Here is a 14,389-nt window from a genome sequence, read left to right on the forward strand (position 1 = left end):
GCCTTGCACGTTTAGGATCTTGCGCGTCCGTTGCCTTGTGCATCCACGACATTGCGGCCATGGCGGTCCCGATGTTGGCATGCACCCGCCAATCATGTAACCCCACCCGAAACCTTGCCGGGACGGAACGCCCATGACCACCGCCGCCACCAACGACGCGGGAGCCACCCGCGCGCTGATCCTTGCGTTGCTCGCGCTCGCCTGCGGGCACATGCTCTCGACCTTGCTGCGCACCATTCCGGCGGTCAGCCTCGACCTGATGGCGGCGGATTTCGGCATCGAACCGCAGGCGCTGGCGAGCCTCACCTCGGTCTACCCGTTCGCGTTTGCGGCCGCGCAGATCCCGGTCGGCGCGGCGATGGACCGCTTTGGCGTGCGGCCGGTGTCGCTGAGCCTGCTCGCGGGAACCGTGGTCGGCGCCATCGCGTCGGGGTTCGCGACGGGACCCGAAAGCTTCGCGGTCGGACAGGTGCTGCTGGGCGTCGCCACCTCCGGCATGCTGATGTGCCCGATGACATTGGCGGCCAAGCAATTGTCGGCCGCGCGCTTCGGGTTGTGGTCCGGCGCGATCCTCTCGATCGGCAATATCGGCATGCTGTTGTCGTCGAGCCCGCTCGCTTTCGTGGTCGACACCTACGGCTGGCGCGCCGGGTTCTGGATCGCAGGCCTCGGCGGCGTCGCCGTGGCACTCGCGGTGTTCCTGCTGGTGCCGAGCCAGCCCGCCGAGCACAAGGACGAGTCCTCGCCGCTGTCGCAGATGATCGAGGTGCTCAGGCTCGGACTCTCGCGGCCCTTGCGCGGCCTGATCGCGCTGGCGCTGGTGTCGCTCGCGACCTCGCTGGTGCTGCGCGGCCTGTGGGGCGGACCGTGGCTGATGCAGGTCAAGGGATTGTCGCGAGTCGAGGCCGGCAACCAGCTCGGCGCGTTCACGCTCGCGATGATTGCCGGTCCGCTTCTCGTCGGCATGATCGACCGCAGGATCGGCCGCCGCCGCGCGCTGGTGGCCGGAACGCACCTGGTCGGCGCATTGCTGCTGGCGCTGATGGCGTTAGGGGCGCCGCACTATGCCGTCTCGATGCTGCTCGGCCTTCCCGTGATGCCGCCGCAATACGACCTCGTGCTGTTCGTGCTCATTGGCTTGGCGACCTCGGCGCAGCCGCTGCTGTTCGGCATGTCGCGGCAGCTGGTCGACGCACAGGTCGCGGGCAAGGCGCTCGCGGCGATCAACCTCGCCTTCTTCCTCGGCGCGGCGCTGATGCAGTCGGTCACCGGCGCGGTGGCCGCCTTCGCGGGGCTGCCGGCGGTGCTGCTGTTCATGGCAGCCATGCTTGGCGTCGGCGCGCTGATTTTTTTGGTCTATACCTCGCCAAGACCGGCGATAGAGTAGAGCCCTGCATCAAGGGGACATCTCATGCCTGTCGACACCAAGGCCGCCACCGACCGCCTCATGCGCTTTCTCGCCGTCGAGGGCGTCACCGGACAGGAGGCCGCGATCGGGCGTGAGCTCACGGCTGCGCTGAAGGAGAGCGGCGTTCCGGCGAAGGCGATCCGGCTCGACGACGCCAATACCCGCATTCCCGTGCCGACCGAGACCGGCAACCTCATCGTCGACCTGCCCGGCCGCGGCGCGCTGCACAACCAGCCGCGCATCATGTTCATGACCCACATGGACACCGTGCCGCTGTGCGCCGGCGCCAGGCCGAAGAAGTCGGGCCGCAAGATCGTCAATGATGCCAAGACCGCGCTCGGCGGCGACAACCGCTGCGGCTGCGGCGTGCTGGTGACGCTGGCCGCTGAGCTCGAGAAGCAGCAGCTCGATCATCCGCCGATCACGCTTTTGTTCTGCGTGCGCGAGGAGAGCGGGCTCTACGGCGCGCGCCACGTCAAGCTCGACGAGCTCGGCTCGCCGGTGATGGCGTTCAACTATGACGGCGGCTCGGCCTCCAACGTCGTCATCGGCGCCGTCGGCGCCGACCGCTGGACCGTCGAAATCTTCGGCCGCGCCTCGCATGCCGGCGTCGCGCCGGAGCGCGGCATTTCATCGACCATGATCCTCGCGCTTGCGCTGGCCGACGTGAAGGCCGGCGGCTGGTTCGGTAAGGTGGTCAAGCGCAAGCAACAAGGAACCAGCAATGTCGGCCCCGTCACCGGCGGCGAGGGGCGGCCTGCGGGCGACGCCACCAATGTTGTCACCGACTACGTGCATGTGCGCGGCGAAAGCCGCAGCCACGACGGAAAGTTCTTCAAGGAGATCACCAAGGCCTACAAGGCCGCGTTCGAGAAGGCGGCCAAGAAGGTCACCAACGCGCAAGGCAAGTCCGGCAAAGTCAAGTTCAAGGCCGAGACCGATTATTTCCCGTTCCGCATGAAGAACAACCTTCCCGTCGTCAAACGCGCGGTGGAGGCCGTGTCCGCCGTCGGCGGCACCCCGAACGTGCGCACCGCCAATGGCGGCCTCGATGCCAACTGGATGGTCCGCCACGGCGTTCCGACCGTCACCTTCGGCGCCGGCCAGAACGAGGCGCACACGATCGACGAATGGATCAATCTCGACGAATATGACCGCGCCTGCGCGCTGGCTGTGCAGCTCGCGACGATGCGGTAGTAGGATGCCAAAGCAATTCGTCACGGACCGTGCTTGATCTAGATCAAGCGAGGTCGGGCCCGAAGGTTATCCTCTGCCGGCAGATTGCAAACCAGAGGCAACGGCCCATTGCCATCCTTCGCCGCAGTATGAGTTCGGAGGTCCTCCCCCGCAGCCATTGGCACGTCGTGGGCACCCTGATGGTGTTTTTGGCGTGCGCGTCCTGCGCAGGACGCCCCTTGCAGGGCGTGCTCGTTCCGGTCGAGGCCGCGGAGAGCACGTCGCGTGTTCCGGTGCTTGTTGCGACGACCCGCGAGCGCGCTGCCGTCGACACTGGCGACATGTTCAGCCGCGAACGTGCCGCCGCGATGTCCTACGCGATGGTCTCTGTCTCAATTCCGCCTGACGAGGCCCGCGTGGTCGGAGCGATCCAGTGGCCGACGGTGCCGCCAGGCGATCCGCGCCGCGAGTTCGTCACGGTTTCGGCCGACTACCTCGACAGGGCCGGCTTCAATACCGCCATCAACAGTGTCGCCAAGAAGACCCGCCGCAGCAAGGCGATGATCTTCGTTCACGGCTTCAACAACCGCTTCGACGATGCGGTCTATCGCTTTGCGCAAATCGTCCAGGACTCGCGAGCCCCGGTGATCCCGATCTTGTTCTCTTGGCCCTCGCAAGGCCTGGTCGGATTGCGCGCCTATGAGCGCGACGGCGAGGTCGCCCGTGAATCCGTCGGATCGCTCGACGGGCTGATCGAGCAGGTGGCGCTCAACCCCGCAATCCGCGAGGTCACCGTGCTCTGCCATTCCATGGGCTGCCTGATCACGCTGAATGCCCTCCAGGCCAGGGCACGCCGGACTGGGAAGATCGGCGGCAAGATCAGGAACGTGGCTATGGTGGCCCCCGATGTCGACTTCGCAGCGTTTCGCGAACAGATGCAGGAAATGGGATCGTCGCGGCCGCGCTTCGCGCTGTTCCTGTCGCAGGATGACGGTGCGCTGAAGCTGTCGAAGTCGATCGCGGGCGGCCTCACCCGTCTTGGCGATGTCAACGCGGAGGAAGAGCCTTACAGGGACGAGCTGGCGCGGGCCAATATTCTGGTGTTCGACATCACCCGCTTACGGGGACAAGCGCATTCGCGCGCCTTCGAAGACGTGACCACCGTGATGGGCATGATCGAGCGCAGGCTCGCTCAAGGTCAGCAGCTTGCCGAGGACGCTTCGCGGCGACCGGCCGCCGGCGCGCCGGCGCAATAGCTCAACGCGATCTTGCCCAAGATGCGCCGCGATGTCGCAACGACCGCATTGCCGCGGCGCGAACCTCGGGCTAGCCTGCAAAGAAAACGCAGGAAGAAAATCATGCCGCGCATTGCAAACATCGAGACCGGGTTCTACCGGATCCCCCTCCCCGTCAAGCTCTCCGACTCGACCCATGGCGACATCGCGGCGTTCGAGCTGATCACCTGCCGCATCCGCGATGCCGATGGCGCCGAGGGCGTCGGCTACACCTACACGGTCGGGCGCAATGGCGGTGCCGTCGCCGACATCCTCAAGCGCGAGATCCCGCCGCTGGTCGAAGGCCGCGAGGCCGATGACACCGAGGCGATCTGGCATCAGGTCTGGTGGGCGTTGCATTACGGCGGGCGCGGCGGGCCGGCGGTGCTGACGCTCTCGGCACTCGACATCGCGCTGTGGGATTTGAAGGCGCGGCGCGCGCAATTGCCGCTGTATCGATTGCTCGGCGGCTTCGATGCGCGCGTGCCATGCTATGCCGGCGGCATCGACCTCGATCTCTCCGTCGAGGCGCTGCTGAAGCAGACCGACGGCAATCTCGCCAAAGGCTTTCGCGCTATCAAGATGAAGGTCGGCCGGCCCGATCTCAAAACCGACGTCGCGAAGGTCTCTGCGATGCGACAACATCTCGGCGACGGCTTTCCGCTGATGGTGGATGCCAACATGAAATGGACGGTCGAGGAAGCGATCCGCGCCGCCCGCGCGTTCCAACCCTACGACCTCACCTGGCTCGAGGAGCCGATCATTCCCGACGATGTCGCGGGCCACGCCCGCATCATGCAGGCAGGCGGCGTACCGATCGCGGCGGGCGAGAATTTGCGTTCGCTGTGGGAGTTCAAGAACTACATCGTCGCAGGCGCAGTGTCCTATCCCGAGCCTGACGTCACCAATTGCGGCGGCGTCTCCGCCTTCATGAAGATCGCGCGGCTGGCAGAGGCGTTCAACCTGCCCGTCACCAGCCATGGCGCGCACGACATCACCGTGCACCTGCTCGCAGCCTGCCCGAACCGGTCGTATCTGGAGGCGCACGGTTTTGGGCTCGACAAATATATCGAGCATCCGCTGGTGCTGCAGGACGGGCTGGCGCTCGCGCCGGACCGGATCGGCCACGGCATCAGCTTCGACTGGAATGGGCTGGCGAAGCTGTCGGCGTAGCGCGGATCCGCGGCCGCGGCTGCGCCCCCTCTCACGCTTGCGGGAGAGGGTTGGGGAGAGGGTGTCTCCACAGTGAGATTCCCAATGACGATCGAGCCCTCTCCCGGCCTCTCCCGCAAGCGGGAGAGGTGAAGTGGAGCGCGCACCGCGGTCGGTTTGCACCAGCAATCACCAACGCGTTGCTGCACGCGAGGCATTCGCTGACGCTTGATGCAAGCTGCGGTTATTCGGCTATGGTGTCGACGCCGACACACAATCCGAGAGAATCCCGCCTTGAGCCCCGAGCTGCACCAGAAACTGACCGCGTGGCGCCGGCATTTGCACGCGCATCCCGAACTGTCCCTCCAGGAGAAAGCCACCGCCGCTTTCGTGCAAGACAAGCTCACCGAGCTCGGCATTCCCTTCGTGTCGGGCGTTGGCGGTCACGGCATCGTCGCGACCCTCACGCGAGGGGCTGCACAGGGCCGCGTCGGCCTGCGCGCCGACATGGATGCGCTGCCGATCACCGAAGATACGGGGCTAGCTTACGCTTCGCAAAATCCCGGTGTGATGCATGCCTGCGGCCATGACGGGCATACCGCTTCGCTGCTCGGCGCCGCCGCGCTGCTCGCCGCCGACACCAGCTGGAGCGGCACGGTCGATTTCATCTTCCAGCCGGCCGAGGAAGGTTATGGCGGCTCGCGCACGATGGTCGCGGCCGGGCTGTTCGACCGCTTTCCGATGCAGCGGGTGTTCGGATTTCACAACTGGCCGGGCCTTGCCGCCGGCACCATCGCGGTCCATGACGGCGTCGTCATGGCCTCCGGCGGGCGCGTCAGCATCACTATCGATGGCCATGCCGGTCACGCCGGCATGCCGCATCTGACGCGCGATCCGGTGATGGCGGCCGGCCATTTGATCGTGGCGCTGCAATCGATCGTCTCGCGCAGCGTTGATCCGCTCGACACCGCCGTGCTCTCGCTCTGCACGCTCGAAGGCGGCACGGCACGCAACCAGATCGCGGGACGCGTCTCGATCGGCGGCACGCTGCGCTACCATCGCGATGCGGTAAAGGACACCGTCGTGGCGCGGATCGAACAGATCTGCGCCGGGATTGCCACGAGCTTCGGCGTCAAGGTGACGCCCGAGATCGTCATTGGCGTCGGCGTCGTGATCAACACGCCGGCCGAGGCAGATCTCGCGCGCCTCGCCGCGGACAAGGTGCGGGCCGAGTTGCGGCGCGACCTCGCGCCCAGCATGGCCGGGGAAGATTTCGCCCACTTTCTCTCGCGGCGCCCCGGCGCCTTCGTCTGGATCGGCAATGGCGAATTGCGTGATGGCGCCGAGCTGCACGGCCCGCGCTATGATTTCAACGACGCCATCCTGCCGGTGGCATCAGGCTGGATGGCGGAAGTCGCCAAGACAGCACTGGCCTCGAACTAGGTCCGCTCAAGAAATCTCGCGCGGCAGCTTCCAGCCCGGCTTCGGCTCGAACGTCTCCTCGACCTGCGCGACGTGATAGCCGGCGGGCAGAAGCCGGCCGCCCTCCTCGTCCGCGACCGGCACGTCGGTCACCAGCCCCTCGATCAAGGCGGCTTCCCACACCTCCTTCTCGGAGGGAAAGGGGTCGCCGATCTGCTTGTTGCCTTCGAACAGCGCGTACATCGGTTCCGGTCCTGCGTTGATCAAGCTCACGAGCAACGTATCGGCCGCACGGACGTTCCCAATCCGGCAAATCGCAACGGATGGACACGTCAAACATGGCGCGCGTTCTGATCGGAACTTCCGGCTGGCATTACGCCTCCTGGCGAGGCCCGTTCTTTCCCGAGGGCGTGACGCTGAAGCAGCAGCTGAGCTACTACGCCGGACAGTTCGACACCACCGAGCTGAACGGGGTGTTCTACCGCACCCCGACGCCGGAGGCCGTCGAGGGGTGGCGGGAGCAGACCGGCCGCGATTTCGTCTTTGCCTGGAAGGCCTCGAAATTCATCACGCATTGGAAGCGCCTGTCGGATCGCTCGGTGAACAGCCTCGAACTGCTCGAGGATCGCATCTCACGGCTCGGCGGCAAGGCCGGCCCGATCCTGTTCCAGCTGCCGCCGCAATTCGAGGCCGACGCGGACCGCCTCGCCGGTTTCTTCAAGCTGTTGTCGCGGAAGCGGCGTTACAGTTTCGAATTCCGTCATCCGAGCTGGTATCAGCCGCGCATCTTGCGGATGCTGGCCGACGAGAACATGTCGCTGTGCCTGTCCGATCATCACGATGCGCCCGCGCCATGGAAGCGCACGGCGGACTTCGTCTATGTGCGCGGACACGGGCCCAGCGGGCGTTATCACGGGCACTATACGAAACCCGCGCTGGCGCAATGGGCGCGGCGCATCAAGTCCTGGAAGCGGCAGGGCTGCGACGTCTATGTCTATTTCGACAACGACCAGAAGAGCGCGGCGCCGGCCGATGCCCGGGCGTTGCAGCAATTGCTCAACGTGCGGCAAAGCGCGGCGATCACGACGGCAAGCCGCCGTGCGGACACCTTTGTTCACCGCTAGACGATGCCGCCTTGCCGGAGCGCCGCGATGGCGGCCTTGTCGTAGCCGAGCTCGCTCAGGATAAGGTCGGTATGCTCGCCGAGCGTCGGCGGACGCGTCGCGATCTCGCCGGGCGTTTCCGAGAGGCGGACGGCGGCCCGCGACACTGGTGCGGGCTTCGGCAGACCGGGATAGTCGACGTCCTGCATGAAGCCGGCGGCGCGGATGTGCGGATGATCCAGCGCTTGTTGCGGGCTCAGCACGGGGCCGGTCGGAATCATGGCCTTGCCCAGGGTGTCGACCGCTTCCTGCGTGGTGCGCTCGGCGCACCAGCGCGCCATCCGCTCGCTGATGACAGGGCCGTTGTTGCCGCGGCTGATGTCGTCGGCAAAGCGCGGATCGCCCAGCCACAACTCTTCCTCGCCCATCAGTTTCGCCCAGCGCTTGAACAGCGGATGCCCCGTGACCTGGCACAGCACCCAGCCGTCCCTGGTGCGGTAGATGTCGGCGGGCGCCGCGGTCTGGCCGAGATTGCCTGTCGGCACCCGATTGACGTTGATGATGGCCTGCTCGATCAGCGTGGCATTGGTGAAGGACAAGGCGGTTGCGAGCAATGCGCCCTCGACGATCTGCCCGCGCCCGGATTTGCCGCGCTCGATCAGCGCGGCGAGCGTGCCGAACGCGCAATGCAGCGCGGTCCCGAAATCAACCCAGTTGACCGCGGCCCGGTAGGGCGGATCGCCTACGCCCGTCATGTACACCGAGCCCGACATGACCTGGCCGACGCCGTCGAAGCCGACGCGGTCGGACCATGGCCCCGGCCCGCCGAACGCGGTGGCCGTCGTCAGGATGATGTCCGGCTTGATCGCCTTCAGCGAGTCGTAATCGAGCTTCATCGCGCGCAAGGTCTGCGGCGGTAGATTGGCGACGACCACGTCCGCGGTCGCAATCAGCCGGCGCATCACCTCCTGCCCTTCCGGCTTCATCGGATCGAGCGTGAGGCACTTCTTGTTGCGGTTGACCTGAAGGAACAGCGCGCCTTCGCCATTTTCGCCCACCGGGGCCACGAAGCGATCCTCGCTGCCGTCGCGCTTCTCCACGCGAATGACCTCGGCGCCGAATTCGCCCAGCAAGGTCGCGCAATAGGGGCCCGCGATATAGCGCCCGAAATCGAGAACGCGGACGCCGTCCAGAACCCCTCCCATCGATCTCTTTCCTTTGTGCTTTTCGTCAGCTTACAGGGATTGGCATTTGCGGCAAGGTGGCAACGGACGCCACGCCCTTCCCTCAAGCCATGCCCTGCCCTCAAGATGTGATCGGCGAATCATTTCGACTGGCGGAAATTGTGCTCTAGTATGGATCGGTCCCTCCCCCATCAGAGCCTCATCCATGCCGCAACAATTCAATCGATCCGCAGAAGATCTCGGCAACGCGATCCATTTCGAGCACGTCAACATCCAGGTCCCGGACCAGCGCCTCGCCACGCTGTTCTACGTCACAGGCCTCGGGCTCACCCGCGATCCCTATCTGATGGTGTCCGACACCAACATGTGGATCAATGCCGGCCGCAGCCAGTTTCATTTGCCGAGCGGCAGGCCGCAGGTGTTGCGCGGCCATACCGGACTGGTCATCGCGGGCCGCGAGGCGCTGCTCGCCCGGCTGGCGTCGGTCGCAAAGAAGCTCGAGGGCACTGCGTTCGCCTTCGCCGAGCACAACGACCATGTCGAGGCGATTTGTCCGTGGGGCAACCGCCTGCGCTGCTACGAGCCCGACGCCGCGCGCTTCGGCCGCGTCGCGCTCGGCATTCCCTATGTCGAGTTCGACGTGCCGGTGGGATCCGCCGCGCGCATCTGTGCCTTCTACCCCGAGATCATGGGCATGCCATCAGAGCTGTGGAACGGCGACGGCACGGTCGCCGCCGTGAAAACGGGCCGCGACCAGCATCTGCTGTTCCGCGAGACCGATCGGCCCCAAGGCGACTATGACGGCCACCATCTGCAGATGTACATCACCGATTTCTCCGGCCCGTACCGCAAGCTGCTCGCACGCAATCTGGTCTCGCGCGAGGACAATCAGTACCAGTACCGCTTCTGCGACATCGTCGATCTCGACAGCGGCAAGCCTCTGTTCACGGTCGAGCACGAAGTGCGCAGCGCCACCCACCCGATGTTCATGCGCCCGATGGTCAATCGCAATCCGGCGATCAACAACCGGAACTATGCGGCTGGCCACGATCAGTCGTTCTGGGCGATGGAGCCGGACCAATACGAGGGATAGGGGCTGGGTTGTGCGACCGAGCTACGAAATTTCTGGCCGCGGGCCGCTGACAGTATGCCACTTGAGGCGTTTCCGCTGAAACGAGCGAGTGACTCATGCTTCCTTCGCTTTGACTACCATCGCTTCTTTCATTATTCGGTCATCCAGCTCCGTGAGCTGGAGCCATTCGCCCAAACCACCACTCGTATTCGTTCCACGAATTTCCTTAATCAGACCGTACGCTCCAAGCTGTACTCTGATCTGGTCTGCGGTGACCGAGTTGAGATCGATCCCGCTGCGATTAGACCGCCCCGATTGCTTGAGATAGCGCTCCAGATAAATCGCGAGGTTCTTTGGCACTTGCGGTATCGACAACTTTGGGGCGATGCCGACAAATATCTCTCGCCACGTCATTTTGATTGACGAATTTACCGTTTCCCCACGCTGGCCGAAGTAAGTAAACTTCACGTCGTACTGAGAATCTAGCGGCGCCATATCGGGCACCAACCAACAACACGTAATAGTCGCACTGATCTATTACCCGTTGAATGTACTTAAATTGCTCCATGTCGATCGCAGGTAAACCCTCCATACCCGCAGGAATATGATCGAGATCGAGGATAGCTTCGATAGCCTCGCGACGCTCCTCAACTAAGTCGGTGTAAGTCGAAGAAACGAAAACCTGATACTTCTTAGCTTGCAACTGATGATCCTCGAGCCACGCAGAATGAAGAGGTCAGTGTCGACAGTCCGCGCTATGCAACGTTGAAGTCGATTGTCGGCCTATCATCGCTCGACTTCGGTACGCAAAATACAAAAGGTGGACAGTTGTACTCAGAAGAATGTGCACGAAGAACCTGAGTGCAACTGAGCCTTTCGGACGGCCCGCGATCGCACTTCGGATCTTTTCATATCGCATTGATATAATTACACAACCTGGCTGGGGCGGGAGGGATCGAACCTCCGAATGGCGGAATCAAAATCCGCTGCCTTACCGCTTGGCTACGCCCCATCAGGCCCTGGGGAACGGCGGCGACAGGAGCGTCCGCGGATTCCCTCGAGTGGTGCCGGTCTATAGGGAGAGGCGCGGCATTTCAACCGCCCGGAGGGGCAAAATACCACAGGGGCCGGTGGCGCCGCGTCATGCCTTATATGAGCGCTACGCCAGCCCGTTGCCGACGGGCGTTCCGCCACCCCTCCTGACAGTTGAGACCTCCCCCGTTTCATGGGAATACGGCGGCCAAGAACTGTCCACGGGAGTGAGCCATGACCTACCGCGCGCCGATCTCTGACATGCTGCTGTCGCTCACCCACGGCGCCGGCCTGAAGGCTGCCATGGAGGCCGGCCATTACGGCGATTTCGACGGCGATATCGTGAGCGCCGTGCTGGAGGAAGCCGGCAAGTTCGCGACCGACGTGCTGGCGCCGCTCAACAAGGTGGGCGACGAGCACGGCATCAAGCTCAGCGACGGCAAGGTCACGACCGCGCCGGGCTGGCCGGATGCCTACAAGCGCTGGACCGAGGGCGGCTGGAACGCGGTCTCCGGCCCCGAGGATTTTGGCGGCCAGGGCCTGCCGCTCGCGATCAACGCCGCCTGCACCGAGATCTGGAGCGCCGCCAACGTCGCCTTCGGCCTCTGCCCGCTGCTGACGGCGTCGGCGATGGAGGCGCTGGACGCGCATGGCAGCGACGCGTTGAAGAAAATCTATCTCGAGAAGCTCGTCTCCGGCGAATGGACCGGCACGATGCAGCTGACCGAGCCGCAGGCCGGCTCCGATGTCGGCGCGCTGCGCACCCGCGCCGAGAAGCAGGTCGACGGCACCTATCGCATCAAGGGGACGAAGATCTTCATCACCTATGGCGAGCACGACATGACCGACAACATCGTGCATTTCGTGCTGGCGCGTCTGCCGGACGCGCCCGCCGGGACCAAGGGGATATCGCTGTTTCTCGTTCCCAAATTCATGGTCAACGAAGACGGCTCGCTGGGTGCGCGCAACGACATTTTTGCCTCCGGCGTCGAGCACAAGCTCGGCATGCACGCCTCGCCCACCTGCACCATGACCATGGGCGATCATGGCGGCGCGATCGGCTTCCTGGTCGGCGAAGAGAACCAGGGCATGCGCTGCATGTTCACGATGATGAACCAGGCCCGCCTCGGCGTCGGCCTCGAAGGCGTCGGTGTCGCCGACCGCGCCTATCAGCAGGCATTGTCGTACGCACAAGAGCGCAAGCAGGGCCGTGCCCTCGGCAACAAGGGTGACGGCTCCGATGCGATCTTCGTGCATCCCGACGTCAAGCGCATGCTGATGCGGATGCGGGCGCAGACCGCGGCGGCCCGCACCATTTGCTATGCGACCGCGGTGGCGATCGACGTCTCGACGCGCGCCAGGGATCCGAAGGTCCGCGCCGACGCTGCCGCGCGCGCGGCACTGCTGACGCCGATGGCCAAGGGCTATTCCACCGATGTCGGCAACGAGGTCGCCTATCTCGGCGTGCAGGTGCATGGCGGCATGGGCTTCATCGAGGAAACAGGCGCGGCGCAGCACTATCGCGATGCGCGCATCACCGCGATCTACGAGGGCACCAACGGCATCCAGGCCATCGACCTCGTCACGCGAAAACTCGCGACCAACGGCGGCGCAGCGGTGTGGGCGCTGCTCGACGAACTCTCGGCCATCGTGAAGCAAGTCGAAGCCTCCAACGATCCCGCCTTCGGCACCACGGGCGTTAAATTGCGCGAGGCACTGGAGGCGCTGACGCGCACCAGCAAATGGCTGCTGGAGCGGGTTGCGTCCGCGCCGAACGAGGCGCTGGCCGGCGCGACGCCGTATCTGCAACAGTTCGGCGCCACGCTCGGCGGCTGCATGCTGGCGTCCGAAGCGCTCGCCGCGAAATCCGATGGCATCACGGACGCCGCGCGCTACGTCTCGCTGGCGCGCTTCTTCGCCGAGAACATCGCCGTGCAGGCCGGCGCGCTCGAGCGAACCGTGACGGAGAGCGCTGAGTCGGTCGCGGCGGCGGATGCGGTGCTGTTGGGGTAGCTGGGACGCGTAGCCTGGATGGAGCGCAGCGCAATCCAGGGCCGTCATCGTTCGTGGCACGAATCCCGGATTGCGCTGCGCTCCATCCGGGCTACGAAGCTGCGAGCTTCGTACGTCTCCCCGGCCGCCACAGCACCACGCCCGCCGCCACCAGATCTAGCACCACGCACATCGCAAACGCGCTCGTGTAATTGCCGGTGACGCTGCGCACGAGGCCGACGATGCCGGGGCCGAAGGCGCTGACAATGCCGCTGATCGACGTGCCCAGTCCCATCGCGGCGGCGAAGGCGCTCGCGCCGATCTCGCGCTGGATGATCAAGGGCGGGAACGTGATCATGTTGCCGATCGAGAAACCGTAGACGGCGCAGCACACGAGCAGCACGGTCGGGTTCGTGCTTTGCAGAAGCACGAACAGAGCCGCCGCCTGGCTCGTCATCGATGCCGCGCAGGCGAGCCGCGGATCGAGCCGGTCGACGAACAGGCCGAGCGACAGCCGCCCGACCACAGCCATCGCCGCCATGATGGTGACGGCAAGGCCCGCACTGGCGCGGCCGATCAGCGGTTCGAGGAACGTCACCTGGTGGATGATGAATCCCATCTGCGCCAGCAGCGCGACCGCGATCGGCAGCACCATGGTCCAGAACGCCGGATTGGCGAGCAGCGTCTTGCGCGAGTGAACCGCAGGCACGGCGATGCCGCCAGCGGATGAATCCCCACCCGATGTCGGCGGCATTTCGGTTCGCCAGCCGGTGAAGATGACCACCACCGGCAGCACCAGCACCACCATCGCGAGCGTGGCCGCCAGCATCGCGGAACGGAAGCCGATGCTGGCGCTCAGCGACAGCAGCAGCGGCACGAGGACGATGCCGCCGCAGGTCGCGCCGTTGTAGGCGAGACTGAGCGCGAGCCCGCGGCGCCGTTCGAACCAGGAGTTCAGCACGGTCGCGATCACCACCGTGCCCATGCCGGTCCAGCCGACCGACATCAGCGCGTAAGCGAGATAGAGCTGCCAAGGCGTCTGCAGCAGCGCCAGCAGCACCGTCGAAGCGCCGAGCGCCGACAGGCCGCACAGGATCAGCGACCGCAGCCCGATGCGGGCGAGCAGATCGTCGGTGAAGATGACGAGGACCGCAGTCAGGAGAAAGGAGAAGGTGCTGGCCGCGGAGACCAGCGTGCCCGGCCAGCCATGGGCGCGCTGCAGTTCGGCGAGATAGACGCCCTGGCCGTAGAGGCCGAAGCCGAACATGAAGAAAGCCATCAGGAAGCAGGCCAGCACGACGCGCCAGCCGCGATAGTGCAGCGAGGATTCGTCAACACGAGTGGCGGCAATCATCAATCGGGCAATCCGCCAAATGGAACGGCGCGAGGCGATCGTGCACCACAACCAAGGGGTTTTTCAAATGAAAAAGGTAGCTGATTGTTGCAACGCGCAGCACGGCGGGGAGCGTGATGCGCCCCTCTCACGCGGATTCGCTCTCCAAAAGGTCGCGCGAGCGCATTGGCACGCCTGCAAGATGATGTAGGCTGACGTTTCGCGAGTCTAGCCAATGTCA

General features: G+C 65.0%; 12 protein-coding genes, 1 tRNA gene and 1 pseudogene. 8 read left to right on the forward strand and 6 right to left on the reverse strand.

Translation table 11 applies throughout. The features are described 5' to 3' along the window. Positions 1-133: 133 nt before the first annotated feature. The 5 genes from AC0L3S_RS22720 (at position 134) to AC0L3S_RS22740 (ending at position 6,453) form a co-directional block, all read left to right on the forward strand. Positions 134-1,387, forward strand: a complete 1,254-nt coding sequence (locus AC0L3S_RS22720) for an MFS transporter (RefSeq protein WP_473281383.1) — start codon at positions 134-136, stop codon at positions 1,385-1,387. Between the two features lie 24 nt (positions 1,388-1,411). Then, the gene (locus tag AC0L3S_RS22725) at positions 1,412-2,605 is read left to right on the forward strand and encodes a M20/M25/M40 family metallo-hydrolase (RefSeq protein ID WP_473281385.1); all 1,194 of its coding nucleotides are present in this window, start codon (positions 1,412-1,414) and stop codon (positions 2,603-2,605) included. A gap of 227 nt (positions 2,606-2,832) precedes the next feature. Beyond that, on the forward strand, positions 2,833-3,840 hold the full coding sequence (locus tag AC0L3S_RS22730) for an alpha/beta hydrolase (RefSeq protein ID WP_473281522.1): 1,008 nt from the start codon (positions 2,833-2,835) through the stop codon (positions 3,838-3,840). 102 nt (positions 3,841-3,942) lie between these two features. Continuing rightward, entirely contained in the window at positions 3,943-5,031 is a 1,089-nt protein-coding gene (locus AC0L3S_RS22735) for a mandelate racemase/muconate lactonizing enzyme family protein (protein WP_473281387.1), read from the forward strand. A gap of 273 nt (positions 5,032-5,304) precedes the next feature. After that, a complete protein-coding gene (locus AC0L3S_RS22740) occupies positions 5,305-6,453 on the forward strand; it encodes an amidohydrolase (RefSeq protein WP_473281390.1) in 1,149 nt (382 codons plus the stop codon). A gap of 6 nt (positions 6,454-6,459) precedes the next feature. Here the strand turns inward: AC0L3S_RS22740 and AC0L3S_RS22745 are convergent, their stop codons facing one another. Further along, positions 6,460-6,705 (reverse strand): hypothetical protein, encoded by a 246-nt coding sequence (locus AC0L3S_RS22745; protein WP_247496821.1) that lies wholly within the window; start codon positions 6,703-6,705, stop codon positions 6,460-6,462. Positions 6,706-6,770: 65 nt separating this feature from the next. Here AC0L3S_RS22745 and AC0L3S_RS22750 point away from each other — a divergent pair, with 65 nt between their 5' ends. Beyond that, the gene (locus AC0L3S_RS22750) at positions 6,771-7,556 is read left to right on the forward strand and encodes a DUF72 domain-containing protein (RefSeq protein ID WP_473265200.1); all 786 of its coding nucleotides are present in this window, start codon (positions 6,771-6,773) and stop codon (positions 7,554-7,556) included. Here AC0L3S_RS22750 and AC0L3S_RS22755 read toward each other — a convergent pair. After that, entirely contained in the window at positions 7,553-8,740 is a 1,188-nt protein-coding gene (locus AC0L3S_RS22755; protein WP_473281394.1) for a CaiB/BaiF CoA transferase family protein, read from the reverse strand. The genes AC0L3S_RS22750 and AC0L3S_RS22755 overlap by 4 nt on opposite strands. A gap of 184 nt (positions 8,741-8,924) precedes the next feature. Here AC0L3S_RS22755 and AC0L3S_RS22760 point away from each other — a divergent pair, with 184 nt between their 5' ends. Beyond that, positions 8,925-9,812, forward strand: a complete 888-nt coding sequence (locus tag AC0L3S_RS22760; RefSeq protein WP_473281397.1) for a hypothetical protein — start codon at positions 8,925-8,927, stop codon at positions 9,810-9,812. 93 nt (positions 9,813-9,905) lie between these two features. Here AC0L3S_RS22760 and AC0L3S_RS22765 read toward each other — a convergent pair whose 3' ends face one another. The 3 genes and pseudogenes from AC0L3S_RS22765 to AC0L3S_RS22775 all read right to left on the reverse strand — a co-directional run bounded on the left by AC0L3S_RS22765 (position 9,906) and on the right by AC0L3S_RS22775 (position 10,803). After that, complete coding sequence (locus AC0L3S_RS22765; protein ID WP_473281524.1) at positions 9,906-10,286, reverse strand: hypothetical protein; 381 nt, start codon at positions 10,284-10,286, stop codon at positions 9,906-9,908. A 49-nt stretch (positions 10,287-10,335) separates the two neighbouring features. Continuing rightward, positions 10,336-10,494, reverse strand: a pseudogene (locus tag AC0L3S_RS22770) (DUF4062 domain-containing protein); the annotation flags it as partial. Positions 10,495-10,728: 234 nt separating this feature from the next. Then, a tRNA-Gln gene (locus tag AC0L3S_RS22775) sits at positions 10,729-10,803 on the reverse strand. Positions 10,804-11,057: 254 nt separating this feature from the next. Here AC0L3S_RS22775 and AC0L3S_RS22780 point away from each other — a divergent pair. Then, a complete protein-coding gene (locus AC0L3S_RS22780; protein ID WP_473281400.1) occupies positions 11,058-12,836 on the forward strand; it encodes an acyl-CoA dehydrogenase in 1,779 nt (592 codons plus the stop codon). 91 nt (positions 12,837-12,927) lie between these two features. On the opposite strand, the gene AC0L3S_RS22785 is transcribed toward AC0L3S_RS22780, so the two are convergent. Next, positions 12,928-14,169 (reverse strand): MFS transporter, encoded by a 1,242-nt coding sequence (locus AC0L3S_RS22785; protein WP_473281402.1) that lies wholly within the window; start codon positions 14,167-14,169, stop codon positions 12,928-12,930. Positions 14,170-14,389: the final 220 nt, after the last annotated feature.

Source organism: Bradyrhizobium sp. Ken01 (assembly GCF_055807355.1).